Annotated in this window: 19 protein-coding genes; 9 read left to right on the forward strand and 10 right to left on the reverse strand. The window is 72.3% G+C overall.

All coding sequences use genetic code 11. The features are described 5' to 3' along the window. Window positions 1-93: 93 nt before the first annotated feature. Entirely contained in the window at window positions 94-1,158 is a 1,065-nt protein-coding gene (locus tag K318_RS19135; protein WP_051297443.1) for a hypothetical protein, read from the reverse strand. After that, entirely contained in the window at window positions 1,155-1,799 is a 645-nt protein-coding gene (gene dcd, locus K318_RS0103590) for a dCTP deaminase (protein ID WP_029088468.1), read from the reverse strand. Before dcd ends, K318_RS19135 begins: the two co-directional genes overlap by 4 nt. 358 nt (window positions 1,800-2,157) lie before the next feature. Between dcd and K318_RS0103595 the strand changes: the two genes are divergently transcribed. The 3 genes from K318_RS0103595 to K318_RS19140 are packed head-to-tail and all read left to right on the forward strand — an operon-like array spanning window position 2,158 to window position 6,024. Beyond that, on the forward strand, window positions 2,158-3,642 hold the full coding sequence (locus K318_RS0103595; RefSeq protein WP_156913753.1) for an LPXTG cell wall anchor domain-containing protein: 1,485 nt from the start codon (window positions 2,158-2,160) through the stop codon (window positions 3,640-3,642). A gap of 19 nt (window positions 3,643-3,661) precedes the next feature. Continuing rightward, complete coding sequence (locus tag K318_RS0103600) at window positions 3,662-5,020, forward strand: hypothetical protein (protein ID WP_156913754.1); 1,359 nt, start codon at window positions 3,662-3,664, stop codon at window positions 5,018-5,020. Next, complete coding sequence (locus K318_RS19140; RefSeq protein ID WP_156913755.1) at window positions 5,002-6,024, forward strand: hypothetical protein; 1,023 nt, start codon at window positions 5,002-5,004, stop codon at window positions 6,022-6,024. The genes K318_RS0103600 and K318_RS19140 overlap by 19 nt, the downstream gene beginning before the upstream one ends. A gap of 18 nt (window positions 6,025-6,042) precedes the next feature. On the opposite strand, the gene K318_RS0103610 is transcribed toward K318_RS19140, so the two are convergent. Next, window positions 6,043-8,193, reverse strand: coding sequence for an NHL domain-containing thioredoxin family protein (locus K318_RS0103610; RefSeq protein ID WP_029088471.1), 2,151 nt, complete (start codon window positions 8,191-8,193; stop codon window positions 6,043-6,045). 297 nt (window positions 8,194-8,490) lie between these two features. Between K318_RS0103610 and K318_RS0103615 the strand changes: the two genes are divergently transcribed. From K318_RS0103615 to K318_RS25435, 3 genes are all read left to right on the forward strand, one after another. Continuing rightward, window positions 8,491-9,480, forward strand: a complete 990-nt coding sequence (locus K318_RS0103615) for an LLM class flavin-dependent oxidoreductase (protein WP_029088472.1) — start codon at window positions 8,491-8,493, stop codon at window positions 9,478-9,480. Window positions 9,481-9,553: 73 nt separating this feature from the next. After that, window positions 9,554-9,952, forward strand: a complete 399-nt coding sequence (locus K318_RS23430) for a hypothetical protein (protein ID WP_051297446.1) — start codon at window positions 9,554-9,556, stop codon at window positions 9,950-9,952. Window positions 9,953-10,004: 52 nt separating this feature from the next. Then, a complete protein-coding gene (locus K318_RS25435; protein ID WP_029088473.1) occupies window positions 10,005-10,934 on the forward strand; it encodes a YggS family pyridoxal phosphate enzyme in 930 nt (309 codons plus the stop codon). A 203-nt stretch (window positions 10,935-11,137) separates the two neighbouring features. Here the strand turns inward: K318_RS25435 and K318_RS0103630 are convergent, their stop codons facing one another. The 7 genes from K318_RS0103630 to K318_RS19160 all read right to left on the reverse strand — a co-directional run bounded on the left by K318_RS0103630 (window position 11,138) and on the right by K318_RS19160 (window position 21,338). Continuing rightward, on the reverse strand, window positions 11,138-11,965 hold the full coding sequence (locus K318_RS0103630) for a TetR/AcrR family transcriptional regulator (RefSeq protein WP_156913756.1): 828 nt from the start codon (window positions 11,963-11,965) through the stop codon (window positions 11,138-11,140). A 22-nt stretch (window positions 11,966-11,987) separates the two neighbouring features. Beyond that, entirely contained in the window at window positions 11,988-13,061 is a 1,074-nt protein-coding gene (locus tag K318_RS25725) for an enoyl-CoA hydratase-related protein (protein ID WP_029088475.1), read from the reverse strand. Then, window positions 13,058-15,493 carry an ATP-binding protein gene (locus K318_RS25195; RefSeq protein WP_084499587.1) on the reverse strand — a complete coding sequence of 812 codons (2,436 nt, stop codon included), beginning with the start codon at window positions 15,491-15,493 and terminating at the stop codon, window positions 13,058-13,060. Before K318_RS25195 ends, K318_RS25725 begins: the two co-directional genes overlap by 4 nt. An 8-nt stretch (window positions 15,494-15,501) precedes the next feature. After that, window positions 15,502-17,097, reverse strand: a complete 1,596-nt coding sequence (locus K318_RS0103645) for an acyl-CoA carboxylase subunit beta (protein WP_029088476.1) — start codon at window positions 17,095-17,097, stop codon at window positions 15,502-15,504. Between the two features lie 76 nt (window positions 17,098-17,173). Beyond that, window positions 17,174-18,421 carry an acyl-CoA dehydrogenase family protein gene (locus K318_RS0103650; RefSeq protein WP_211233265.1) on the reverse strand — a complete coding sequence of 416 codons (1,248 nt, stop codon included), beginning with the start codon at window positions 18,419-18,421 and terminating at the stop codon, window positions 17,174-17,176. Continuing rightward, window positions 18,418-20,511, reverse strand: coding sequence for an acyclic terpene utilization AtuA family protein (locus K318_RS19155; RefSeq protein WP_084499590.1), 2,094 nt, complete (start codon window positions 20,509-20,511; stop codon window positions 18,418-18,420). Before K318_RS19155 ends, K318_RS0103650 begins: the two co-directional genes overlap by 4 nt. Further along, the gene (locus K318_RS19160) at window positions 20,508-21,338 is read right to left on the reverse strand and encodes a TIGR03084 family metal-binding protein (RefSeq protein WP_051297448.1); all 831 of its coding nucleotides are present in this window, start codon (window positions 21,336-21,338) and stop codon (window positions 20,508-20,510) included. The genes K318_RS19155 and K318_RS19160 overlap by 4 nt, the downstream gene beginning before the upstream one ends. A gap of 333 nt (window positions 21,339-21,671) precedes the next feature. Between K318_RS19160 and K318_RS19165 the strand changes: the two genes are divergently transcribed. The 3 genes from K318_RS19165 to K318_RS0103675 all read left to right on the forward strand — a co-directional run bounded on the left by K318_RS19165 (window position 21,672) and on the right by K318_RS0103675 (window position 26,412). Continuing rightward, window positions 21,672-23,339 (forward strand): acyl-CoA synthetase, encoded by a 1,668-nt coding sequence (locus tag K318_RS19165; protein ID WP_051297537.1) that lies wholly within the window; start codon window positions 21,672-21,674, stop codon window positions 23,337-23,339. Window positions 23,340-23,470: 131 nt separating this feature from the next. Continuing rightward, window positions 23,471-24,637 (forward strand): acyl-CoA dehydrogenase family protein, encoded by a 1,167-nt coding sequence (locus K318_RS0103670; protein WP_245579744.1) that lies wholly within the window; start codon window positions 23,471-23,473, stop codon window positions 24,635-24,637. Between the two features lie 65 nt (window positions 24,638-24,702). Further along, complete coding sequence (locus K318_RS0103675; protein ID WP_029088479.1) at window positions 24,703-26,412, forward strand: class I adenylate-forming enzyme family protein; 1,710 nt, start codon at window positions 24,703-24,705, stop codon at window positions 26,410-26,412. Window positions 26,413-26,483 lie beyond the last annotated feature (71 nt).

A 26,483-nucleotide genomic window follows, 5' to 3' on the forward strand; every position in this document is an offset into this window, starting at 1 on the left:
GCCCCGCCTCGATCCCCCGAGTGAGCGGTTCCCGTCGGTCTGCGGCGCTCGAATCGACAGGAAGCGCTCACCCGAGGAGCGGGAGGGCGGGCCTCAGTCGCCCAGCTGCTGAGCCGAGACGAGGAAGCCCGCCTCGTCGACCCCGGCTCCGGCGACCGCGTGCATGATGGTCTGCGCGCAGCGCTCGAGCACGCGGACCGCCCGGGCGCGCAGCTCCGCGAACGCCGGATCCGCGGTCGGCAGCCGGCCGAGGCCCTCGGCGTCCTGCCAGAGCACGGAGTAGACGATCTGCTCCGAGGCCGCCGAGTGCGCGCGGATGACGGTCGGCAGATGCGTCTCGAGCGTCACCTGGATCTCGATCCGGCCCGCCCGCGGCCCGAGCTCGTCCTCCAGGGGCACCTCGATCGCGTAGCCGTCGAGCACGACGGGATCGTCGGGGCTCAGACCGGTGCCGAGCGCCTGCGCGTCCGGGATGTGCGCACGCGGAGCCGGGGGCCTCGGCAGGCGGGCCTGCGGGACGGTGCGCGCCACGCGCGCCAGCAGCACGGCGGGGTCCAGCCAGTACTCCGAATAGACGAACAGGTTGGGGGTGAGCGCCGGATCCGGGCGCAGGAGCCGCGGGGGCTGACCCGAAGCGCGGGGGACGCTCGCGGCAGCCCGGGCACCCGGGCCGGCCTGTGCCTCGGCGGCCTCCTCCTCCGGGGCCGCGGCGGGCTCGTCCGCGAGCCGGATGGCGAGGCCGAGGCGGCGGGCGATCGCGATGAGCTCGTCCAGCACGCGCCCCTCCTCCCTGCACGGCAGCCCGGCGGGGAATGCGGCGAGGAGGCCGTCGACGTCCGGCAGCCAGGCCGGCGGGGGCACCGGCTCGCGGTCGCGCGGACATTCGAGGGCGTAGAGGGCCGCGGTCCCCGGAGGCAGGCCCAGGCCGGCGGCGAGCTCCGCGTCCGCGGGGAACGGCCCCACGAGCTGCGAGTGCCGGGTGATCCGATGGGAGCGCACCGCGCCCTCGCCGGGCACGGGCTCGCCCGCGGGCAGCTGCGGGCGGATGTTGCGGAGGAGGCTGATGACGTCGTGGGGCTCGAGCTCGGCGTCGAGCAGCAGCAGGTGCGAGCCCGCGAAGGCGGCCAGCCGCGCGGCGGGGTCGGGGCCTGCGGTCATGCTCCGGCCTCGGCCGCGGGATGCCCCTGCGCCGGGGACTGCGCCTGCGCGCCCTCCGGCCCGCCGCGGGAGCTGCGGTAGAAGCCGAGGTGCGAGCGGGAGGCGGTGGGCCCGCGCTGCCCCTGGTAGCGGTTGAGGTTGCGGGCGGTGCCGTAGGGGCTCTCCGCGGGCGAGGACAGGCGGAAGAAGCACAGCTGGCCGATCTTCATGCCCGGCCACAGCGTGATGGGCAGCGTCGCCACATTGGACAGCTCGAGGGTGACGTGGCCGGAGAACCCGGGATCGATGAAACCGGCGGTCGAGTGCGTGAGCAGCCCCAGACGGCCCAGCGAGGACTTCCCCTCGAGGCGGGCGGCGATGTCGTCGGGCAGAGTCACGAGCTCGAGCGTGGAGGCGAGGACGAACTCGCCGGGGTGCAGCACGAAGGCCTCGTCCGCGGGCACCTCGACGGCGCGCGTGAGCTCGGGCTGGTCCTGGGCCGGGTCGATGACCGAGTACTTGTGGTTGTCGAACAGGCGGAAGAACCGGTCGAGGCACACGTCAACGCTGGCGGGCTGGACGAGGGCGGGGTCATGGGGGTCGAGCCGGACGCGCCCGGCGTCGATCTCGGCACGGATCTCGCGATCGGATAGGAGGCTCACACCGTCAATCTACCCGGCCCGATCAGGCCGGGAAACGCCCGCACGGATGAGTGCGCAAATCGGAGGGCCGAATTCCATCGGTGTAGTTCCCGCGAGTTCCTCGAAACCGCTCCGACCATGCCCTACAGTGGACTACTGTCTACGCCCGCGCACAGTGGTGTCTTCCCCTTTTCAGCCAGAGGATGCCGGGATGATCGAACGTGTGCGGTCGTGTCCCTACGACCGAAAGGCACATACTGTGAAGACTTCAAAGAGTCTTGTTCTTGCCCCCGCAGTAGCCGCCGCTGTCTCCGGCCTCATCGCCGTTCCTGCAGTCGCGACCACTCCGGTGCCGGAATTCACCGCGCCGAAGGCGACCTTGCCGCCTTCCGACCAGCCCTCGCCGCAGGAGGCGACGCCGCAGGAGTCCGAGGACGCCGAGGAGCAGTCCGCGGAGGACCCCGAGGCGATCGTGGAGTCCGACCAGGTGTCCCAGGCGGACATCGCGGACGAGAAGAAGGGCATCCGGTTCTCCGGCACGCACTTCACCCCCGACCAGAAGGCGACCGTCACCGTCGTCGGCACGGACGGCACCGAGTACACCCCCGAGTCCCAGCTCACCGTCACGAGCGAGGGCGAGGTGAACGGGCGCTACTTCTTCACGGCGACGGAGGGCGCGAAGGTGCCGGTGGGCACCTACCAGCTGTTCCTCACGGACCTGGAGACGGAGAAGCGGACCGAGCCCGTCAGCTTCGAGGTCGTCGAGCAAGTCGAGGAGCCCACGGAGGCCCCGAGCGAATCGGCCGAGCCCACCGAGACCGCGAGCCCGACCGCAACGGCCGAGCCGACCGAGGGCGCCACGGAAACGGCCGAGCCGACCGAGACCGCGAGCCCGAGTGCCCAGCCCACGGAGACGGCCGCTCCCACGCCGAGCGCGACGCCCACGCAGACGGCTGAGCCGACGGAGACCGCTGAGCCGACGGAAACGGCCGAGCCGACGGAAACGGCCGAGCCGACCCAGACGGCCGAGCCGACTGAGACGGCGAGCCCGAGTGCGCAGTCCACGGAGACGGCCGCTCCCACGGAGTCCGCCTCGCCCACGCCGCAGCCCACCGAGACCGCGACGCCCGAGGCCGAGGACGTCTCGCTCACCGTCTCGCCCCGCGCCGTCACCTCCGAGGAGTTCGGGGACGACGAGGGCGGCGTGAGCATCGAGGTCGAGAACGCCGCACCGGGTGAGGAGGTCGAGCTCGCCATCGCCCACGCGCAGGGCAAGGTGGAGCGCTTCCGCACCGCGAAGGAAGCCGATGCCGAAGGCACCGCCGTGTTCACCGTCCACGCGGACTCCGAGCCCGTCCTGGGCTGGTACGGCGTGTACGTGAGCGGCACGGACGCCGCCGGCGAGGCCTTCGAGGCCGAGGGCAGCTTCACCGTCACCACCAACGGCACCGAGGTCGAGCGCGACGGCGGCGTCGGCCCGCAGCAGGACGACGAGGACTCGGAGCGCGACTCCGGTGGTTCGGGCGACGACGAGGGCGAGATCGAGGTTCCGAACGCCCCGCAGCCGGCCGAGGAGACCTCGGAGGCGGCCGAGGAGACCACCGAAGCCGCCGAACCGGCCCAGGGCGGCCAGGATGACGCCGATGACCGCGAGGAGCAGTCCGGCGCAGGCGGTTCCGGCACCTCGGGCGGCGGTTCGAGCACCTCGGGCGGTTCCCGCGCCGAGGCCTCGGGCAGCGACCTCCCCCGTACGGGAACCGAGCTGACCGGCTTCGCGCTGGGAGCCGGTCTCATCGCGGTGGGTGCGGCAGCGGTCGTGATCACGCGCCGCCGCAGCAGGGCCGCTGACCCCGCAGGACTCTGAGCCGGGGGATAATGCGGGCGTGGACGAAAGCAGCACCGCGCCCGTGACAGGGACCAGGACAGATGCATCGACAGCGCAGGACGCCCCCGGGCCCGGCGTTCTCGGCACACCCGCCGAGGCGCTCCCCGGGACCGTCGGGACCACGGGCTCCGCACCCTCGCCAGGGGTGCGCCCGCCCGGGTCCCTCGACCTGAGCGGCCTCCGGCTCGCCGGCGGCCCGCTGTCCGCGTCTCCGCTCGACGGCGGTGACGACCTCGTGCTCATGGGGCGGGCCGAGGACGTCACCGCCGTTCTGCGTGCCGTCGCCGAGCTGCCCGGGACGCGGGAGCTCGCCCGTCCGCCGGCCTCCCGCCGCCGCGTGGGGGCCTGGCTCCGGGACCGGACCGGTGTGCGCGACCGCACGCATGTGACCGCAGCCCTCCGGCGCGCCGGACTGGGCGAGGCCGTGTCTCCGCGCACGCGCCTCGATGCGCTCGACGCCACGGGCCGGGCCCGCCTCGTCGTCGCGGCCGCGAACCTGCTGGGTCTGCGGCGGGACGGGGACGGTCTCAGCCACCTCGTGCTCCCCTCCCCGTTCGCCGGGGTGCCGGGCCATCTCCGCGCGGGCCTGCGCACAGCGCTCGTGCGCGAGCTGCGCACTGCCGGGCTGGGCGCGGTCCTCAGCACGGACTCCCCCGTCGATGCGGTGGTCCTCGGGGCGCGGATCATCGAGCTCGACGCCGAACAGGTGGCGCAGGCCGGCGATGCGATGACGATCCTCGGCATGCCCCGCGGGGGCCTGAGTGCGGCCCTGGGCGGCGCCAATGTGATGTCGGGGCTCGCACGGAGAGGCTGGCTGAGCATCGGTCACTCGCAGGTGCGCAGGAGGACGGAGCTGGACGGGAAGGTCTACCTTGCGATCCCCACGGACGCCGTGACCCTCTCCGCGGAAGAATTCGATCCCGCATTCGCCGGTGAGGCGGTCTTCGAGGTCATCGTGGTGGGCGTGCGCGACGAAGGCGACACACTCCAGGTGCGCCTCTCACCCGCGGACACCGAGGCGGGCCTGCCGCTCGTCGCCGATGTGCTCGACGCGTCCCCGCGACGGGCGTGGGACGCGGTCGCACGGCAGACGGCCGCGGCCGGGGCCGCGGAGGAGGCGGGCGCATCGGCAGTGGAGGGCGCTCCCCCCGTGGAGGGCGCTCCCCCTGCGGAGGGCGCATCGGCGGAGAGCGCCTCGGCGGCGGCTCCGGTGAGCACCGCCGACGGCGGCTGGGCGATCCTGCATCCCGGCCTCGGCGGCAGCGTGACCGAGCAGCTGCGGATGCTGACGATGGGCACGCGGCTGTGGGCGGAGGTCGACACGGAGCGGATCCACGCGTGGCCGGTGGACGAGTGACTGCCGGGCCCGGGAGGAGGCGAAGGCGGCTGCGACCGCGGACTGCGGCGATCGCCGGGCTCGTGGTCCTCATCCTCACGGCCGCGAGCGTGCCCGTGCTCAACGTCTTCGCGTACTCGCCCGCACGGACGGTGGCCGCCTACCTCGCCGACATCGGCGCCGGTGATGCGCAGGGGGCACTGTCCCGCCTGCTCACGGGAGAGGTCGAGAACGGCAGCGCGCTCGTGGACGAGGCCCTCGCCGGAGCGCCTTCCCTCCCCGAGCGGGTGACCGTGCTGCGCTCAGAGGTGGACGGCACCAGCGCATCGGTGACGGCGGAGTACGACCTCGACGGCTCCACCCGCACCGCGGAGTTCGAGCTCACACGCGGTGAGGGCACATGGGGGCTGTTCCACCGCTGGCTCATCGTCGTCGACGAGCTGCCGCAGCTGGCGCTCGAGGTGGACGGCGCCTCGGCGATCCGGCTCAACAGCGCGGACGTCGAGGTGGGGCGGGAGAGCCTGCCCGTCCTCTACCCGGTCGAGTACAACGTGGGCTTCGCGCAGGAGTACTTCCGCTCCGCCGTGGAGGGAGTGACGGCGCTGGAGCCGGGCCAGGAGCTCGAGGCCAGCCTCGCCCCCGAACCCACGGACCGGCTGCGCGAGGAGGTCGAGGAGCTCGTGCACGCGCACCTCGACGAGTGCGTGAAGGCGACGACGCTCCTGCCGGCGGGCTGCACGTTCGGCCACGACTCCAACAACGAGATCCTGGGCGAGGTGTCCTGGGAGATGGTGAGCTACCCCGCCGTCCGGCTGCAGTCGGAGAGGAATCGGCTGGTGGTGGCCCCGGCCGCAGCCTCCGCCCAGGTGAAGGGGAAGTACCGGGACATCGTCACCGCGGCGGAGTCCGAGCTCGACGAGACGGTCCGCTTCACGTTCACCGCGGCCGTCACCGTCGAGGACGGACAGCCCCGCATCGTGCCGCTCACCCCCGGCCTGGCGAGCGGAGCGCAGGAGACGGAATAGGCGGGGTGGGCGAAGCGCTCAGTCGGTGCCGCGGAGGTCGAGGCGCAGCTCGGTGTCGCCGCCTTCCACCAGGTTCACCGGGATGCCCCAGTCCTGCTGGTAGAGGTGGCAGGCCGCGTGCAGCGGGATCTCCCCGCCGGGCTCGCCGTCACATGCCGCCGCACGCACCGTGATGTGGAGGACGCCCGAGGCGATCTCCGGACTGAGCGTCAGCGAGCGGGTGAGGCCGTCCTCGCCGCCGCTGCCGGAGACGATGAGCTCGGGCGGGGTCGAGGAGACCTGCAGGTGGGTGGGATCGCCCCAGCGATCGTCCAGCTTCTGACCCCGGGGCACGGTGAAGGCCACCGCGATGTCCAGAGTGCCCGTGCCGATCTCCGTCGCCGGACGCGAGGTCTGCTGTGCCCCCTCCGCCACGACCTGCGCCTCCTTGGGAATGGTCACCGCCGTGAGCTGGTGCGCCGCCGACTCCACGACGAGGAGGTGGGCCTCGCCGGGGACCGCAGCGGCCTCGGCTGCGGGGTCCGTGGGCGCGGGGTCCGCGGGCGCGCCCGAGGCCGCCTCGTCCGTGCCGAGGGCACCGCCTCCCGCGGATCCCGCCTCATCCCCCGCACGCACGACGAGGATGTCGCTGGGCTCGGCGAGGTCGCGGGCCAGAGTCGTCACCTCGTTCGTCACGGGGTCGTAGCGGCGCACGGCACCGTTGTAGGTGTCCGCGATCGCCACGGAGCCGTCCGGCAGCGCGGCGACGCCGAGGGGATGCTGGAGGCGGGCCTCCGCGGCGGGGCCGTCCTGGAACCCGAAGTCGAACAGCCCCACGCCCACCTGCGTCGTGACCGCGCCCGAGGCCGGATCCAGCGTGCGCAGCGCGGAGGTCTCCGAGTCCGCGAGGAGGATCGAGCCGTCGCCTGCGAGTGCGAGGCCCGAGGTCTGGGCGAACCATGCCTCGGCGCCGGTCTCCGCATCTCGGAGGCCCTCATTCATGGTGCCGGAGAGCTGGCGGATGCGGCCGGTGACGGGGTCGAAGTCCCAGATCGTGTGGTTGCCGGCCATCGCGACGATCACCCGCTCGGTCTGCGGTGACCACAGGACGTCCCAGGGGCTCGAGAGCTTGATCTCAGCGGCCGGAGCGTCGAAGGGCGCCTGCGCGCCGGGATGACCGAGGACGTTGTCGTTGGCGCCCACCATGAACTGTGCGCCGGTGCCCGCGAGGGTCGTGACGGAACCGGCCTCGGCATCGGCCTCCGCCGGCGCGCTGCCCAGGCGGATGCCCCGGAGCAGGTGGTTGACGGTGTCGGCGACGACGAGGTCGTAGCCCACCTGCGCGGCGAGCTCACGGGGCAGCTCCGCGATGCCGCCGGGCTCGGAGAACTGGGCCGTGTCCAGCCCGCCGTCCGCACGACCGCGCTCCCCCGTGCCGATCCGCTGGAGGATCTGCGTGCCGGTGGGGTCGTATTCGACGAGGCTGTGATGACCGGAGTCCGCCACGAGGAGGTTGCCCTCATGGCCGGGGACGTGCGCGAGTCGCACGACCTTGCCGGGGTAAGAGAGGTCGCGCTCGGCCGGCTCCGGGGGGACGTAGGGGCCGCTGCCGCGGTGGAGGGTGCCCTTGGCCTCGTGCTCGGCGACGAGGTCCTCGATGAGCGAGGCGAGGCCGGCCGAGTGGCCCTCACCGGACAGCGAGGCGACGAGGTATCCCTCGGGGTCGATGAGCGCCAGGGTGGGCCAGGCGCGGGCGGTGTAGGCCTGCCAGGTGACGAGGTCCGGGTCGTCGAGGACGATGTGCTCGACCTGGTAGCGCTCCACGGCCTGGTCGACGGCCTCGACGGTCCGCTCGAACTCGAACTTGGGGCTGTGCACGCCGATCGTGACGAGCACGTCGCCGTACTTCTCCTCGATGGGCCGGAGCTCGTCGAGGACGTGGAGGCAGTTGATGCAGCAGAACGTCCAGAAGTCCAGCAGTACGATCTTGCCGCGCAGGTCCTTCAGGCTCAGCTCCTGCCCGCCGGTGTTGATCCAGCGGCGGCCGGTGAGCTCGGGAGCGCGGAGGCGGGGGCCGCGGGAGCGGGCGGACGCGGGGGCAGGTGCCTCTCCGGGAGCGGGCGCAGCCGAGGCGGGGCTCGCCTCGGCGGTCTCGGAGGCGGGTGACGCGGGGTGCTGCTGAGCGGTCATGCCCACGATTCTCCCACTCCCCGGGAATCCGCGGAACGGAGGCGGTCACGGGGCTTCACACGCACGGAGGGCCACGGAACGGGCGGGCATCGGCGCATGCGGCACCGCGCACGGGCGGACGTCGAGGGTCGGTGAGCATGTCCAGTGCCACGTCCGCCGGCCGGAATACGGGAACCGCCGCTCGGAGTTGTTGCGATCACAGGAGCATCGCGCCTCGGCAGCGGGCGGCACAGGCCCGCACCGGCGCGCGCCGACCCACAACGACGAATCCGCATCCACGAAAGCAAGGCCCCCACCGTGTCCGTTCCCCTCAGCATCCTCGACCTCGTCTCCATCTCCGAGGGCGAGACCGCCCGTGAGGCCATCGCCGCCTCCGTGCGGGGCGCGCGCCTCGCGGACGAGCTCGGCTACCACCGGCTGTGGTTCGCCGAGCACCACAACACCGACAACCTCGCCGCCAGCGCCACTGCCCTGCTGATCTCCGCGGCCGCGGCGGCCACGGAGCGGATCCGGGTGGGCTCCGGTGGCGTGATGCTGCCCAACCATGCGCCGCTCATGGTGGCGGAGCAGTACGGGACGCTGGCGAACATGCACGGGGACAGGATCGACCTGGGGCTGGGCCGCGCGCCGGGCACGGACATGATGACGGCGCAGGCGCTCAACCGCTCCTCGGCGGAGCCGCAGGCGTTCGCGCAGTCCATCTTCGATCTGCAGGGGTGGTTCGGGCCCGAGGGGCAGGCCCACAGCGTGCCGATCCGCTCCGCCGTGTCCGCCGGAACGGAGGTGCCCATCTGGGTGCTGGGCTCCACGGTCAACGGTGCCTCGATCGCCGGTCAGCTGGGCCTGCCGTTCTCCGTGGCCTCCCACTTCGCCCCGGACCAGCTGGACGAGGCGATCGCGGTCTACCGGAACTCCTTCACCACGGAGGCCCCCACCGCGCAGATCGAGAAGCCCTACGTCATGGCCGGCGTGAACGTGATGGTGGCGCCCACGGACGCGGAGGCGGAGCGGGAGTTCACGGTGCTGGAGCAGATGTTCCTCGACATCCAGCGCGGGCAGCGCCGCAGGCTCCAGCCGCCGGTGGACCCGGCAGAGCTCGCCGCACAGGGCGGCCGCGACCAGGCGATGCTGCGGATCAAGGCGGTGGGAGCCCCGGAGGCGGCTGTGCGCCGGTTGCAGGAGCTTGTCGAGCGCACGGGTGCGGACGAACTGATCCTCACGACGTATGCCTACGACTCCGCGGTGCGGGAGCGGTCCCTCCGCCTGCTGGCCGAGCACTGGTTCTGAGGTCCGGCACCATCATCCCTGTGGCGTGCGAAGATGAGCCTGGAGCCGCCGCTCGTCGGCTGTGTGAATCCGCATGAAGGAGGAACCGTGGACGGTCTCACCCTCGCTGACCTTGCCGGTGTGGTCTACTCCGCAGGCAAGGTCTTCGACGGGCTTTCGAGCAATCGGCTCAGCACAGAGCGCGGCCATCGACCTCTTCATCGAAGCGGCCAAGGCTCAGCCGTTCCAGGACGGCAACAAGCGTTCAGCACTCTTCGCCGCCAATGCCCATCTCATCGGCCACGGCACCCGCACCCTGCTCACGGTTCCCGTCTCCGAGACCGACCCGGAACCGGCGGAACGCTTCAACGACCTGCTCGCTCGCGCGTACATCTTCGACGAACATGGCCCAGTGGCCGCGCTCCTGCGGCAGGACGGCCTCGTCTCCCTCGACGAGATCGGCTCTCGCCGGAGACGGCGCACGCGCGGCTGATACCGCAGACACCACGGCGGAGCACGTGTTCTGCTCTGAGACAATGCGGACCATGACTGACGTTGATGCACTTCCGCCCGCCGAGGCGCAGGCCATCCGCGACCGACTCGAGGAGATCGCGGCGAAGGTGCGAACGGCCGCGAGCGAGGCGCACGGTTCGCCCGAGGCCGTCCGCATCCTGCTCGCCACCAAGACCCAGCCGGCCGCGCGGATCCGGGCCGCCCTGGAGGCGGGGTTCACGCTGATCGGGGAGAACCGCGTCCAGGAGCTGGTGGCGAAGGCCCCGGACCTGGCCGACGTGCCGCACGAGGCGCATCTCATCGGTCCCCTGCAGAAGAACAAGGTCAACCACACACTGCGTGCCGGTGCCGCCTGCGTGCAGTCGATCGACGATCTCGCGGTGGCGCAGAAGCTCAGTGCGCGAATCGAGACCCTCCTGCACGAGGGCGCCGCCGCACTCGCCGCCGAGGCGCCGGGGACCGTCCGCGGAACGTTGCCGGCCGCCGGCGCGCGGCAAGGCGCGAGCGGCGCCGGAGAGCAAGACGGCACGGATGCGCAGAGCGGCACGGACGAACCGGCCGCGGGCACGGAGGGAGGCTCCGGCGGCAGCGGTATGGCGCCTGCCGGGGCCGTCGCACCCGTGCTCGAGGTGATGCTCCAGGTGAACACCTCCGGCGAGGAGTCGAAGTCCGGGGTCGCGCCCGCTGACGCCGAGGCCCTGGCCGAGCAGGTGCGCGTCCTCTCGCACCTGCGGATCGGCGGGCTCATGACGATCGGCTTTCCCGGCGCCACGGAGGCGGAGATCCGTCCCTCCTATGCGGACCTGCGCGAACTCTCCCAGCGCCTCCGCGAGACCGGCGCACTGCCGGCGGACGCGACCGCGCTCTCGATGGGGATGAGCGGCGACTACGTGCTCGCGATCGCCGAAGGAGCGACGATGGTGCGGGTGGGTTCGAGCGTCTTCGGGGCACGGGGGCAGTAGCCGGCGGCCCCTCCGCGCCGCGCACCCTGCACGCATGCGGTTTCCGCACGCCGAACGGCAATAGCGCGCAGAGACCACATACGCGTGGACAGATCACTGCACACGTATGTGCTCCACATACAGGGGCGCTGGACTCGGCGTCCGCCGCGCTCACTCCGGCATCGCCGGACGCGCACCTTCAGCAGGTGGGCACACTGCTGCGGTCAGTCCTCCAGACGCCTGATCGAGCGCAGCTCCTCCGCCCAGAACCTGGCGATCTTGCGCCTGCGCGCGGAGTCGTCGCTGAGCACGTCCGCCAACCCCAGCCCCCGCGCCAGGTCGAGAGTCGTCTGGATGAGGCGGTGCGTCCGCTCGTCGCTCACGTCCGCGCGCAGCGTGCGCACCGCCATGTCGTAGACGTCCTTCGCGAACTTCTGCTCGAGCGGCAGGATCCTCTCCCGCAGCGAGGGTTCAGCCGCCGCAGCCGTCCAGATCTGCAGGGCCGCCTTGAACAGGTCGGAGGTGTAGTAGTCGAGGACCTGCTCGACCAGCTGCTCGAACCGGTCTCCTCCGGGCTCCCCGCCAGAATCGCCGCCGCCCGCCCTCGCGTCAGGCCCGGCGCCGGTCTCAGCACCGCTGCGCGCATCGCCCTCCGGTCCCCCGCCCTCCTGCGACTCGGCGGTCCCGCCGCTCTGGGGTGCGAAGTAGCGGGCCACCCGGTCCTCGAACATGTGCTCGAGTGCGGTCAGCAGCAGACCTTCGCGCGTGGGGAAATGGTGCTGCAGAGCGCCCCGGCTCACGCCGCTGTGCTCCGCCACGACCGAGGTGGTGGTCGCCTGCCAGCCGCGCGTCGCCAGGCATTCGACGGTCGACTGCAGGATCCGCGCCCGGGTCGCCCGGCTGCGGTCCTGCTGCGGCGCACGCAGGCCGCCAGCAGCACCCTGCCCTCCAGCAGAGCCCTGCCCACCGGCGGCGCCCCGTTCCGAAGCCGAGGCGTCCTCGTGGGCGGTGCTGTCAGCGGTGGCGGGATCGCGGCGCGTCGTGGTGGTCATGACCCCTCATCGTAGGCGGCGCTCATTCGCTCACGACCCACGGCGGGGACTCCTTCGCGAGGAACGCGGCCATTCCCGCGCGGGCATCGTCGCTGAGGAAGAACGAGGCGGACAGGTCGAGCATCTCCTCCCCTTCTTCGTCCATACGGCGCAGCACACGTCGGTTGACCAGCCGCTTCGAGGCCGCGAGTGCCGCCGGTGCCGCCTTCCGCAGGTCCCCGAGCACCTCCTCCAGCGCTTCCGCCAGCACCGGGGAGGCCGAGGCCGGGGGCGCGTACGCCGGCGTGGTCGCTGCCGCACTGTGCCCGCCCTCAGAAGCCCCTGCCCCAGAACCGCCCGCCGCCGAAGCCGCGGTCCGCGCTGCTCCGGCACCACCCGACACCTCACCTTCCGCCTCGGCGCCCGCCGGCACCGCGCGGGTGACGAAGCCTGCCGAGGCGGCCTCAGCCGCAGACACCGCACTTCCGCGCAGGAACCACTCCGCCGCCGTCCTGTCACCCAGCCGCGCGAGCACGAGCGGGGCGATCATCGCCGCCACCACTCCGATCCGCACCTCGCTCACGCCGAAGGTGGCGCGCGGTCCCGCCAGCACCACGTCACAGGCGGCCACGAAACCCATACCGCCGGCGCGCACATGTCCGTCGAGCGCGGCGATGACCGGTTTGGGGGATTCCAGCAGCGCCCGGCACACGTCCGCGGCCGCCCGCCCACGCTCCCGCTGCTCCGCGGTGGGATCAGCAGGATCGCCTCCACCGGAATCAGCTCGCTGCGGGACGGCAGCGCCCTCCGCGGAAACCGCACGCGCACCCGCTGCCGCACCCGACTGTCCTCCCTCCGCCGAGGCTGTGCCCTCCGTCGGGGCCGCGCCCGCGCTGCCCTGCTTCCCGCGCTTCCCGCCGCTGAGGTCCGCACCCGCGCAGAAGGTGTTGCCCGTGTGCGTGAGGACGACGGCGCGGATACGTGCATCCTCCTCCGCGGCCTTCAGCCCGGAAGCGATCCCCTCCAGCAGCGCCGGCGTGATCGCGTTGCGGTTGCTCGGCTCGTCGAGCACCAGGGTCACCGTCGAACCGCTCACCTCGTAGCGCACCGGGCTCATGACCGCCCTCCCTGAGCCGCATCCTCAGCGCCGTCCGTGCCCGCATCCGCGGAGCTCGCGCCCGCAAACCCGGAGTCCGCGCCCGCAGGCGAACCGTTCGCCGCAGAGGCTGCTTCCGCAGAGCCAGCCCCGCCGTCCGCATCCGCGCCGTCAGCATGCGGGTCCTCGATGACCGCGAGCATCGTGCCCACGTCCACCTGGTCCCCGGCGCCCACACGCAGCTCCACGAGCACCCCGTCCGCGTCCGAGCTGATGGTGTGCTCCATCTTCATCGCTTCCAGCCACACGATGGGCTGACCGGCGGAGACGGTCTGCCCCACCTCCGCACCCACGCGGAGCACCGTGCCCGGCATGGGTGCGAGCAGGCTGCCGGGTGCTGCGACCGCGCTGGGATCCGTGTAGCGCGGCAGCTCCTCGAGCCGCAGCGCCCCCGCGGAGGAGGACACCATGACGCTGCGACCGCGCCGGGACACCGCGTACCGGCGTTCGACGCCGTCCACGCTGAGCCGCACGCTGCCGGGAGTCGCCGCGACGACGCGGATGTCCGCGCCCTCCCGCAGGCAGCGCGGGTTCACCTCCCAGACGTCCCGCCGCTGGCGGTACTCGACGGTGGTCTCCTCGCCGTCGACGATGAAGGTGCGCGAGCGCCAGTCCGCATGGAACAGCCGCCAGCCTCCCACCGCCGGCCGCGGATGCTCCTGTGCGATCGCGAGGGCGAGCGCGTCCTCACCGCTCACCGGGCTGCGTCCGCCATTCACCGCTCCCGAGGCGTCTGCCGGAACCGCAGAGCCTGCCGGAACCGCAGAGCCGCCCGGGGATGCAGCGCTCACCGGGGCCGCCGCAGCCGCCGCAGACACCGCGCCCGAGGCCAGCGGCGACACCAGCACGTCCCCGGGCCCGGCGACCGCACCCGCCGCCGCTGCACCCGCGGCCACCGCAGCCGCGACCGCCGCGGCGGCCACCGCCGTCGCGTCCGCCCCGGAGCCGAACACCTCGGGATGGTCCTCGAAGTACCGGGTCGTCGTCTCCCCCGCGAGGAACCCCGGCTCCCGCAGCACCGCCACGAGCAGGTCCGCATTGGTCCGCGGTCCGTCCCAGCGCATGGACTCCAGGCCGGCAGCCAGCACCCGCGCCGCCGCAGCACGGCTCGGCCCCACGCCGATCACCTTGGCGATCATGGGGTCGTAGAACGTCGTGATCGTCTCCCCCGCCTCCAGCCCGGCGTCGAGGCGCAGCGCCGGACCCCGCAGATCGGAGCCCTGCGGCCCAGGGCCCTGCCGACCATCATCGTGCGAGCCTGAGCCCCGTCCACCGGCTCCGGACGCACCCGGGACAGCGAAGGCGACCACCGCGCCCGGCACTGCGAACTCGTGGACCGGCCCGGACTGCGGCTGCCAGTCCTCGTCCGGATCCTCCGCGTAGAGGCGGACCTCGATCGCGTGGCCCGAGGCCGTGGGCTCCTCCCCCGTGAGCGCCGCACCGGCGGCGATGTCCAGCTGCAGGCCCACGAGGTCCAGTCCGGTCGTGCACTCGGTGACCGGGTGCTCCACCTGCAGGCGGGTGTTCATCTCGAGGAAGTAGAAGGAGCCGTCGTCCGCGGCGAGGAACTCCACCGTGCCCGCCCCCACGTAGCCGATCCGCTCCGCCGCACTGCGCGCCGCCTCGTAGAGCCTCTCCCGCATCGCGGAGCCGTGGCGCTCCACGAGAGGTGCCGGGGCCTCCTCGACGACCTTCTGGTGGCGGCGCTGCACCGAGCACTCGCGCTCCCCCACCGTCCACACCCGGCCGTGGGCGTCCCCGAACACCTGGACCTCGATGTGGTGGCCCTCCGGGATGTAGCGCTCGCAGAACACCGTGGCGTCACCGAAAGCGCTCGCGGCCTCCCGCGAGGCCGATTCCACGGTCTCGCGCAGGTCCGCGAGCCGCTCGACCACGCGCATGCCGCGGCCGCCGCCGCCCGCGGAGGCCTTGACCAGCACCGGCAGGTCCTCCTCCGTGATGGTTTCCGGCTCCAGCTCCGTGAGGACGGGCACGCCGGCCTCGGCCATGAGCCGCTTGGACTCGACCTTGGAGCCCATCTGCTCGATCGACTCGGGCGTGGGACCGATCCAGGTGAGACCGGCCGCGAGCACGGCCCGGGCGAAGTCCGCGTTCTCGGAGAGGAAGCCGTAGCCGGGGTGCACGGCATCCGCTCCCGCGCGCAGGGCGGCCTCGACGACGAGGTCCGCGCGCAGGTAGGTGTCCGCGGGAGAGGTCCCGGGCAGGCGCACGGCGGCATCGGCCTCGGAGACGAAGGCGGCGTCCGCGTCCGCATCGGAGAACACGGCCACCGTACCGATCCCGCGGGCCCGGCAGGTCGCGAAGACGCGGCGGGCGATCTCACCGCGGTTGGCGACGAGGACTCGGGTGAGGGGAGAGGGCTGAGCAGTCATACCGGCGATCACATCCTGAAGATTCCGTAGGAGCGGTCGGACTCGACGGGTCCGGTCGCGATGGCGGAGAGCGAGAGCCCCAGCACGGTGCGGGTGTCCCGGGGGTCGATGATGCCGTCGTCGTAGACCATCCCGGAGAGGAACAGCGGCAGGGACTCCGCCTCGATCTGCTTCTCGATCGCCGCGCGCCGCAGCTCGTTCTTCTCGTCGTCGAAGGGCAGACCGCGCGCTTCCGCCGAGGCCTTGGCCACCGAGGTGACGACGTCCGCCAGCTGCGCCCCTCCCATCACCGCGGACTTGGCCGAGGGCCACGCGAAGAGGAAGCGGGGGTTGTAGTCCCGGCCGCACATCCCGTAGTGGCCGGCACCGTAGGAGGCGCCGATGAGCAGCGAGATGTGCGGCACCGTGGAGGTGGAGACCGCATTCACCATCATCGAGCCGTGCTTGATGATCCCGCCCTCCTCGTACTTCCGGCCCACCATGTAGCCGGTGGTGTTGTGGAGGAAGAGGAGAGGCGTGCGCTGTCGGTTGGCGATCTGGATGAACTGGGTGACCTTCTGCGCCTCCTCGCTGAAGATCACGCCCTTGGAATTCGCGACGATCCCCACCGGATAGCCGTGGATGCGCGCCCAGCCCGTCACCATGCCGGAGCCGTAGAGCGGCTTGAACTCGTCGAAGTCAGACCCGTCGACCACCCGGGCGAGAACCTCACGGGGGTCGAAGGGGATTCGCAGGTCCTCCGGCACGATGCCCAGCAGCTCCTCGCCGCTGTGCAGGGGGGCGGCGACCGGCCCGGGAGCCGGCCCCTCCTTGCGATGGTTGAGCCGCGCCACGATCCGCCGGCCTATCCGCAGGGCGTCCTGCTCGTCACGGGCGAGGTGGTCGGCGAGTCCGCTGGTGCGCGCATGCATCTCCGCACCGCCGAGGGACTCGTCGTCGCTCACCTCGCCGGTCGCCGCCTTCACCAGCGGCGGGCCGCCCAGGAACACCTTGGACTGTTGCTCGATCATGACGACGTGATCGCTCATGCCCGGCTGGTAGGCGCCGCCTGCCGTCGAGTTCCCGAACACGATCGAGATCGTGGGGATGCCCGCCTTGGACATCTCCGCGAGGTGCCGGAAGGTGGCGCCGCCGGGGATGAAGACCTCGCTCTGCGTGGGCAGATTGGCGCCGCCGGACTCCACCAGGCTGATCATCGGCAGCCGGTTCTCCATCGCGATGTCCTTGAGCCGCAGCTGCTTCTTCAGCGTGCGCGGATTGGTGGTGCCGCCGGCGATCGTGGGGTCGTTGGCCACGATCATGCACTCCACGCCGGAGACCACGCCGATCCCACCCACCACGGAGGCGCCCACCGGGAAGTCCGAGCCCCATGCGGCGTACGGGCACAGCTCGAGGAACGGCGCATCGCGGTCCACGAGCAGCTCGATCCGCTCCCGCGCCGTGAGCTTCCCCCGCTTCCGGTGGCGCTCGACCGCCTTCTCCCCACCGGCGGCGGCGAGCTGTTCGTTGACCTCGTCGAGCTCCCGCAGCTTGGCGCGCATCGCCTGCGCGGCAGCCGCGTACTCCTCCGCCCCGGTGTCCGCTGCGGTCGTGAGTGCAGTCATGCTCTGTGCCCCTGTTCATCGTTCCGTCCCGTACGGGCCGGTGCCTGCGCGCGGCCTGTCCTCAGCGCCCCGTCCGTCATCCCGTGTATCCCAGCCGCTTCGCCGCCAGGGTCGTGAGGATCTCCGTGGTGCCCCCGCCGATCCCCAGGATCCGCGTGTCGCGGTAGATCCGCTCCACCTCGGACTCCGCCATGTATCCCATTCCGCCGAACAGCTGCACGGCCTGGCTGACGGTCCACTCCGCGGCCTCGACCGCGGTGTTCTTGGCGAAGCAGGCGGCGGCCACGAGGTCGAGCTCATCGCCCTGACCGGTGCTCAGCTGCTCCGCGCCCGCCTCCGCCCCGGCCGCGCCCGAGGCCACCCTCGCCCGGTTCTGCGCCGCCGTGTCCCAGCGGCGCGCGACCTCGCGCGTGTACACGCGCGCCGCGTCGATCCGCCGCGTCATCTCCGCCAGCGTGGACACGACGGTGTCGCGGGTGATGAGAGGCTGACCGAACGTCACACGGTCCCGGCACCACCGGAGGGCGAGGTCGAGGGCCCGCTGGGCACCGCCGTAGGCCTGCGCCGCCAGTCCCAGCCGCTCGCTCACGAACGCCTGCGAGATGTAGGCGAACCCGGCGTTCTCCTCGCCCACGCGGAAGGAGACGGGCACCCGCGCACCGTCGTAGTGCAGCTCCGCGGTGTCGGAGGCGTGCCAGCCCATCTTCCGCAGCCGCTTCGCCACGGAGAAGCCGGGCGTGTCCGTGGGCACGACGATGAGCGAGACGCCCTTGGAGCCGCGTCCGCCCGTCCGTGCGGCGGTGACGACGAAGTCCGCGCGGGCGCCGGAGGTGATGAAGGTCTTCTCCCCCGTGAGCACATAGTGGCCGCCGTCGCGCTCCGCGCGGGTGCGCAAGCCGCCCACATCGGAGCCCCCGCCGGGTTCCGTGAGCGCGAGCGCACCGATGAGCCGGCCTTCCAGCGTGGGCCTGACATAGGCGTCGATGAGCTCGGGGGTGCCCGCCTGCACGAGGTGGGGGAGGCTGATCCCAGAGGTGAAGAGCGAGGCGAACGTCCCGCCGGACATGCCGGCCTGGTGCGCGGCCTCCGTCACGGCGACGCTCGCGCGCACGCCGCCTCCGCCGCCGCCCACCTCCTCCGGGAAGGCCGCGCCCAGGAGGCCCAGGGCGCCGGCCTTCTCGTGGAGGCTGCGCGGGAGCTCGCCCGCTGCCTCCCATTCGTCCTGGTGGGGGAGGACGTGGGTGCGGACGAAGCCGGCGGTGGTCTCCGCCAGCGCCGCGATCTCCTCATCGCCTGCGAGTTCGTGCGTATAGGTGTGGGTCACTGTGCTGTGCCTTCCTGCGTGAAGAAGTCGTCGAGCGGGAGCGGGCCGGTGGTCTCGGCCGCGGGATCGCCCGCGGCGGCTCCGTGGGAGTCTCCGGAGGCGGGCCCAGCGGGTGCTACGGGTGCAGCGGGCCCAGCGGGTGCGCCGGACTCGCCTCCTGCAGTAGACCGCACGAGATCCGCGGGGACGTCGACGCACCTGCTCCGCAGCCATTCCGCCAGGCCCTTGGCCTGCGGGTCGAAGCGCGCGCGGTAGGCCACGCCCTCGCCCAGCAGCCCGTGGACGGTGAAGTTGAGCGCCCGCAGGCCCGCGAGCTCCACCCTGTCGATGTCCAGGTCCGCCGTCTCCGGCAGCAGCGCCCGGAGCCTGGCGGGTGTGAGCTCCGCGCGCAGCCACTGCCACACCGCATCCGTGCGGGCCCAGAGGCCGATGTTCGCGCTGCCGCCCTTGTCGCCGCTGCGCCCGCCGGCCAGGTGCCCCAGCGGCACCCGCACCGTGCCTGCATGTGCGGAGTCCCCGCCGCCGAGGCCTGCACCGGTGTGAGCGCCCGAACCGTTCCCGGTCGCCGCGGAGGCGGGCTCCGCACCCGTGTCCCTGCTGCTCTCCACGGAGCCGGCCTCAGCCGCCTCGGGCGACCCCGCGCTGCTCAGATCCAGCTCAGTGGGCGCGAGCGCCCGGGTGTCCGCAGGTGGGTCGATGACGGCCTCGGTCCCGTCGGGGAGGTGCACGGTGTGGACCGGCACGTCCTGCGGCACGGACTCCGGACGGAAGCGGCCGTAGACGGAGGCCTCCCCGGGCGGAGCTCCCGTGAAGTAGCCCGGCACGGAGCCGAGGGCGAACTCCACGGGGACGTTCGCGAACGACCGGCCCACGGTCTTGGGGTCCGGGTCGCGGGCCACGAGGGTGAGCCGCGCGGTCGCCTCCTCCTGCTGTACTGCGTCCGGCCGGTCCGAGCGCGCGAGGTTCCACGCCATCTGCGCCGGCCGCGGCAGGCCAGCGGCCTCCAGGCCGAACTCGAACTGACTGCGGATCAGCTCCGCCTTCGCCTCCGCGTCCAGGCCGGTGAGCTGGAAGACGATCTCCTGGCGGAAGCCGCCCACCTCCGTGACGGAGACCTTGAGTTCCGGCGGCGGCGCCTCGCCGCGGACGCCGCTGATCCGCACGCGGTCCTCACCGAGGTCCGTGAGCCGGATCGAGTCGAGCCGCAGCGTGGCGTCCGGGCCGGCATAGCGCGCTCCTCCCACCTCGTAGAGCAGCTGGGACAGCACCGTCTCCGCTGTGACCGCTCCGCCGGTGCCCGCCGGCTTGGTGATCACGGAGGAGCCGTCCGCGGCGATCTCGGCGATCGGGAAGCCGGGCCGGCGGAGGTCCGCGATCTCGCGGAAGAAGGAGAAGTTCCCGCCCGTGGCCTGCATGCCGCATTCGATCACATGGCCCGCGGCCATCGCCCCGGCCAGTGCGTCATGGTCGTCCCGGTCCCAGCCGTGGAACCACGCGGCCGGGCCGGTGGTGAGGGCGGCGTCCGTGACCCGGCCGGTGACCACCACCTGGGCCCCGCCCCGCAGCGCCTCCGTGATGCCCCAGCCGCCCAGATAGGCGTTGGCCGCCAGGGGCGAGCCCAGCCCCAGCTCCTCGGAGCGGTCCGTGAGGTCGTCGCCGTCCACCCAGGCCACCGGCACGTCGAATCCGGCCTCGGCCGCCTGCTCCCGGATGAGGGGGGCGAGCGCCTGCGGGTTCATCCCACCGGCGTTCGCGACCACGCGGGTGCCCGCCGCGACGATCCGCTGCAGCGCCCCGCGCAGCTGCGCGGCGAAGGTCCTGGCATAGCCGGCCCGAGGGTCCTTGGCCTTCTGCCGGGCGAGGATGAGCATCGTGAGCTCGGCGAGGTAGTCGCCGGTGAGGACCTCCACGCCGGCCTCCACCATCTCCTCCCAGGCGGAGAGGCGGTCGCCGTAGAAGCCGGAGACGTTGCCCACCCGCAGGGGGCGGCTCTCAGACTGCCGGTCGCCGGAGCGAGGCGCTGAGTCCTGGCGCTGCACCTGACCCGTGCGACGGCCCGTGGCCTGTGCCTGATCCGGGTGCGAGGTCATCGCGCACCTCCTGCCGCCTCGGCGGCCGTCCCCGCTGTGACGCGCTCCCCCGGCGCCGGCCCCTCCGTGGGGCCTCCCGCGAAGGCCTGTGCGATGTCCAGCCACGCCTGTGCGCCCTCGCCCTCGGCGGCGAGGTCCACATCCGCGAGGTTCCGCCGCTGCGTGACCACCGCGGCGAAGCCCCAGGCAGAGCCCCTCACCCGGTCGGCGGCCTCGGCGGATCCGAACACGAGCGGCTCCGCGCCCGGCAGCTCCAGCTCCACCCGCACCTCGGCGTCCGGAGCCTCCAGCCCACGTGAGGCGAAGGAGAAGCCGCGCGTGCGCACACCCAGCCGGGCGACGGCCGCGAGTGCGGGACCGGCGGGCTTGGGCACGGCGAGCGCATCGAAGACGTCCAGGCCGTGCGCCCAGGTCTCCATGATCCGCGCGGTGACCATCGACAGGGGCCGCATGGGCGGCCCGAACCAGCGCAGCCGCTCCCCCGGGTCGGCCTCCCGCAGCGCGGCGGCCAGACGGGCCCGCCCCTGGCGCCAGGCCGCGAGCAGCTCCTCCTGCGGCACCGCGGCGAGGCGATGGGCTTCGCTGTCCACGAACCCGGAGGCTCCCGCCTGCGCGGCAGCTCGGAGGAGCTCGTCGAAGGCGGGATCGCCGGTCACGGACTGCAGCGCTGCCGTGTCCGTCCAGTGCAGATGCGCGATCTGGTCCGCGACCGTCCAGCCCGCCGCCGGCGTGAGCCGTGTCCACTGCGCGGGCGGCAGGCCGGCGACCAGCGCGTCGAGCTGCGCGGATTCCTGCTCGAGCAGATCCAGTGCGGTGGTGAGGTCCATGGTGAGGTGCTCCTCCGGGTGGGTGAGGCCGCTCTGAGCGGGCGAAGCGGTGACGAGCGGGCGACCTCCTGGGGGCCGCGTGCGGGTGCGTCGGTCATGTCCTCGGAGCCGCCCTGCGTCCTCGCAGCGCTCCGTCTGCCGTTCACTGTGGCACAGTTCAAGTGAACGATCAATCCGGATTGATTGTTTTTGTGGATTGCCCTAACGTGTTGCCTGCATCACATCGCAGGGTCCGGGGTCGACACGTGCGGCGAGCGCAGTCCGCGGGGCCGCGACATGCACTGCGGTGCCGTCCGCAGACTCCCGCGCATCCTCGATTCGAAGGAGAATCCCGTGAGCGTTCCCCTGGGCACCTGGCCCGCCATCCACGCACTGCGCATCCCCGACCGTCCCGCGCTCGTCGACGGCGACACCGGCCGCGTCCTCACCTACGCGGAGCTGGAGGCGCGCACCACGCGCCTGGCCGCCGCCCTCCGGAATCGGGGCGTGGGCCCCGGCGACCGGGTGGCCGTCCTCAGCCTCAACTGCCCTGAGATGCTGAAGCTCGTCTTCGCCGTCGCCAAGCTCGGCGCGATCACGGTGATGCTCAACTTCCGGCTCACCGCGCCGGAGATCGCATTCATCCTCAAGGACTCCGGCGCCTCGCTCCTGTTCGCCACCACCTCACTGGAGGGGGCGGCCCGGACGGCTGCGGAGGATTCCGAGATCCGCGAGGTCGTGACGCTGGCGACCGCGCAGGAGCGCCGGGACGGCATCCGCGCGGGCTTCGACGCGCTGCTGGACTCCCGCGGTGAGGCGGCCGGCCCCTCTGCGGCGGGGGCCGACCCGGCTCCGGCAGAGCAGACCCTGACGACGGCGGGCCCCACTGCTCCGGACCTGCCCGAGGTCGACCCGGAGTCCCCGGCGGTGCTCATGTACACCTCGGGCACCACCGGCAGGCCCAAGGGCGCGATCCTCACCCACTCCAACCTCTTCTGGGTCTCGCTCTATCACAACAGCATCGAACGCGGACTGAACCGGCTGGACGTCAACCTCGCGGTCGCACCGCTGTTCCACATCGGCGCACTCGCGGTGTACACGCTCCCCGGCGCGTACTGGGGCGCCTGCACCGTGGTCCTCGAGTCCTTCGACCCGGAGACCTGGGCGGCCGCGGTCGAACGGCACCGCGTCACCAAGGCCTTCGCCGTGCCCGTCATGTGGGGTGCCGTCCTGCAGTCCGGCGCCACGGACCGGCACGACGTGTCCAGCCTGGACGTCGCCGTCTCCGGCGGCGCCCCGTGTCCCCTGCCCGTCATCGAGGGCCTGCTGGCCAAGGGCGTGGCCTTCACGGAGGGGTTCGGCCTCACGGAGACCGCAGCGGCGGCCTCGATGCTGCCCTCGGAGTTCGTGCGCTCCCACGCCGGGTCCGTGGGCCGGCCCCTGCCGCACGTGGAGTTCCGCGTGGTGGACGCGGGCGGCGCGCAGGTGCCTGTTGGGGAGGTGGGCGAGCTCCTCGTCCGCGGCCCCTCGGTCTCCCCCGGCTACTGGAACCGCCCGGATGCGAACGCGGAGGCGTTCCGGGACGGCTGGTTCCACACCGGAGACCTCGCCCGCGTGGACGCGGACGGCCTCTACCACCTCGTGGACCGGAAGAAGGACATGGTCATCACGGGCGGTGAGAACGTCTATCCCATCGAGGTGGAGCAGGTGCTCTACGGCCATCCCGCCGTCGCGGAGGTCGCCGTGATCGGCGCCCCGGACGCGCAGTGGGGTGAGGCGGTGACCGCAGTGGTCGTCCGCGCCGAGGCGGCCCCGAGCGCGGTGGCCGACGAGGCGGGAACAGCAGAGGACGAGGCCCTGGCCGCCGAGCTCACCGCGTTCGCCCGGGAGCGGCTCGCCGGCTTCAAGGTCCCCAAGCGCTTCGTCTTCGCCGATGCGCTCCCCCGCACCGCCACCGGCAAGGTCCGCAAGGTCGAGCTGCGCTCCGCGGTGGGCGGCCAGGAGTCGATGGTGAGCCGCTGAGCATCCCCGCATCATCCACTCAGCGACGCATGCGCTCTCTGCGCCGTTTCACGCGGAACAGCGCAGAAAGCGCATACACGGGCTGGAGCACTCTGGCAGACCCCGAACAGACCCCCGGAAAGGACACGACAGTGACGGCAGACGCACACACGAACACGGACACCGAGGACATCGAGGAGTTCCGCACCAGCGTGCGGGCGATCCTGGACCGGGAGATCGCCTCCCGGATCGACGAGTGGGAGGCCGCGGGCGCGTTCGACGCCCACGAACTGTTCCCCCGGCTGGCTCAGCACGGACTGCTGGGCCTCGGCTACAGCCCGGAGGACGGGGGCGAGGGCGCGCCGCTGGAGTACCAGATGGTCCTCGCGGAGGAGCTTGCCCGCTGCAGCGCGGCAGGCGTGAGCATGGCGATCAACGTGCAGATGCACATGGCCACTCCCTCGTTGGCCCGGTTCGGAACCCCGGAGCTCAAGGAGGCGTACCTCCGCCCTGCCCTGCGCGGAGAGCAGGTCGCGGCGATCGCCGTGACGGAGCCGGACTCCGGATCCGACGTCGCCGGACTGAGTACGCACGCCCACCGCGACGGCGATGACTGGGTGATCACCGGCCAGAAGATCTTCATCACCAACGGCGCTCAGGCGGACTGGTTCTGCATGCTCGTGCGCACCTCCGACGAGGGCGGACACCGCGGCATGAGCCAGATCATCGTGCCCCGGGACACCCCCGGCTTCGAGGTGGTGCGCGTCCTCGACAAACTGGGCAACCGCTCCTCCGACACCGTGGAGCTGCGGCTGGAGAACGCGCGCGTGCCGGTCTCGAACACCATCGGCACTCCCGGCCGCGGGTTCCAGCAGCAGATGCAGCAGTTCGTCATCGAGCGCCTCTCCGCGTGCTTCTCCGCCGCGGGCTCGGCCGGGCAGGCTCTGCAGCGCACGCGAGAGTACCTGCAGACGCGCACCGTGTTCGGCGCTCCGCTCGCCACCCGCCAGTACCCCGTCTTCCGCCTCACCGAGCTCTCCGCCCAGCTGGACCTGCTCCGGGCGCTCAACGAGAAGATGTGCCGCAAGCTGAACGCCGGCGAGGACATCACCCGGGAGGCGACCGTCGGCAAGCTCACCGCGGGCCGGCTGCTCCGCGAGGTCGCGGACGCCGCGGTCCAATACCACGGCGGCCTCGGCTACATGGAGGAGAACTGGACCAGCCGCTTCTACCGCGACAGCCGTCTCATCTCGATCGGCGGCGGGGCTGATGAGGTCATGCTGCAGGTCCTCGCGAAGCTCGACGGCTACGACCTCTGAACCCTGCAGCCCCACCCCTCAGGGGCTCATCCCTCCAGGACTCCCCCTCAAGGAAAGGACCCTCCATGCGCGCGGACACCAGCAGAGTCGACCCCCAGGATCTCAACCTCGCACGCCGCAACACCGTGGGCGACGCCCTCACCCGCACGGCGGACAGACTCCCGCACAACATCGCCGTGGTCGACGGGGAGCGCCGCATCGACTACGCCACCCTCGAACACGACTCCGAGGCCGTGGCCCGCGGCATGCTCGCGCTCCCCCGCGCGCCTGAGCAGGGCGAACCCGTCGCCGTGCTCATGACGAACAGCTACGAGTTCCTCCCCGTCTACTTCGGCATCGCGAAGTCCGGGCGGGTGGCCCTGCCCGTCAACTACGGCCTCGCGCCGGAGGACATCGCCTGGATCCTGCAGGACGCACAGGCGCGGATCGTCGTCATCGACGAGGCGCTGCTGCCCCTGCTGACCGCAGCTGCGGCGGCCGGTGCAGAGGTGGACACCGTCGTCGTGCGGCGGACGGCGGGCGAGGGCGCGACAGGGGCGGCCGAGGCCTCGGGCGTCGCCCCGCTCGACTCCGGCCTCCCCGGAGCCCGGACCGTCGACCTCGCCGAGCTGTTCGCCGCCGAGGTGGGCGAGGAGCTGCGGATCCTCATCGGCAGCGACGACGTCGTCCAGTGCCTCTACACCTCGGGGACCACCGCGAATCCCAAGGGGGCGCTGGCCGCGCACAGCGCCGTCGTCATGGGCGCGATGACGAACGCGCTCCTGCTCGGCGGGGACTGGGGACGCACGCCGGGAACCATGCTCATCGTCCTCCCGATGTTCCACGTGACCGCGCTCAACACCCTGGCCAAGCCCGTCCTGTTCACCGGCGGCACGCTCGTCATCCAGCAGGGCTTCGATCCGGTGGCGGTCATCGACGCCTTCGAGCGCGAGCGCGTCACGACCTTCACCGGACTGCCCATGATGTGGGGCGCGCTCGTCGCCGAACACGGGAAGCGGCCGCGCGACCTCAGCGCGATGGACACCGCCATGTACGCGATGGCGCAGATGCCGGAGCGGGTCCTCGCCGGCATGGACGCGATGATGCCGAACGCCAAGATCGTGCTGGGCTCCGGGCAGACCGAGGTGATCCCCGCGACGACCTTCCAGCGGCCGGAGCACCGGCACGGGAAGAACGGCTCCTGGGGCATGCCCATGCCCACCGTGCGCGTGCAGATCATGGGTCCCGACGGCGAGCTCCTGCCCACCGGCGAGACCGGCGAGATCGTCTACCGGGGCGGCCACGTCACACTCGGCTACTGGAACCGGCCGGACGCCAACGAGGAGTCCTTCCGGCACGGCTGGTTCCACTCCGGGGACCTCGGGCATCTCGACGAGGAGGGCGTCGTCTGGTTCACGGACCGGGTCAAGGACATCATCAAGACCGGCGGTGAGAACGTCTCCTCGATGAAGGTCGAGCGCATCGTCGCGGATGCGCCGGGGGTGGTCGAGTGCTGTGTGATCGGCACGGAGCACGCGCACTGGGGCGAGGCCGTCACCGCCGTGGTGCTCAGCGACAGGGTGCCTCCGCTGGAGGGCGAGGGCTCGGTGGCTGCGGGAGCGGTGAATGCGGAGGAGCGCGAGCGTCTCGCGGCGCAGACGGAGGAGGAGATCCTCGCCCACGTGCGGGAGAAGCTCAGCGGCTTCGAGACGCCCAAGCGCGTGGAGTTCGTGGACGCGCTGCCCAAGACCACCACCGGGAAGATCAGGAAGAACGTGCTCCGGCAGCAGTTCTGAGCCTGCTCCGCAGCTCGTCTCACCAGCGTATGTGCTTCCTGCAGCGTTTCACGCGGAACGGTGCAGGAAGC

Source organism: Brevibacterium album DSM 18261, from assembly GCF_000426445.1.
GTDB classification, from domain to species: domain Bacteria; phylum Actinomycetota; class Actinomycetes; order Actinomycetales; family Brevibacteriaceae; genus Brevibacterium; species Brevibacterium album.

What these genes read in the sequence shown, in the direction of transcription:
- K318_RS19160 (WP_051297448.1), bottom strand. Translation starts at nt 21,338, where the DNA reads ATGGACCTCACCACCGCACTGGATCTGCTCGAGCAGGAATCCGCGCAG.
- K318_RS23430 (WP_051297446.1), top strand. Translation starts at nt 9,554, where the DNA reads ATGAAGGAGGAACCGTGGACGGTCTCACCCTCGCTGACCTTGCCGGTG.
- K318_RS25725 (WP_029088475.1), bottom strand. Translation starts at nt 13,061, where the DNA reads ATGAGCCCGGTGCGCTACGAGGTGAGCGGTTCGACGGTGACCCTGGTG.
- K318_RS19155 (WP_084499590.1), bottom strand. Translation starts at nt 20,511, where the DNA reads ATGACCTCGCACCCGGATCAGGCACAGGCCACGGGCCGTCGCACGGGT.
- K318_RS25195 (WP_084499587.1), bottom strand. Translation starts at nt 15,493, where the DNA reads ATGACTGCTCAGCCCTCTCCCCTCACCCGAGTCCTCGTCGCCAACCGC.
- K318_RS0103630 (WP_156913756.1), bottom strand. Translation starts at nt 11,965, where the DNA reads ATGACCACCACGACGCGCCGCGATCCCGCCACCGCTGACAGCACCGCC.
- K318_RS19135 (WP_051297443.1), bottom strand. Translation starts at nt 1,158, where the DNA reads ATGACCGCAGGCCCCGACCCCGCCGCGCGGCTGGCCGCCTTCGCGGGC.
- K318_RS0103645 (WP_029088476.1), bottom strand. Translation starts at nt 17,097, where the DNA reads ATGACTGCACTCACGACCGCAGCGGACACCGGGGCGGAGGAGTACGCG.
- K318_RS0103675 (WP_029088479.1), top strand. Translation starts at nt 24,703, where the DNA reads ATGCGCGCGGACACCAGCAGAGTCGACCCCCAGGATCTCAACCTCGCA.
- K318_RS0103610 (WP_029088471.1), bottom strand. Translation starts at nt 8,193, where the DNA reads ATGACCGCTCAGCAGCACCCCGCGTCACCCGCCTCCGAGACCGCCGAG.
- K318_RS25435 (WP_029088473.1), top strand. Translation starts at nt 10,005, where the DNA reads ATGACTGACGTTGATGCACTTCCGCCCGCCGAGGCGCAGGCCATCCGC.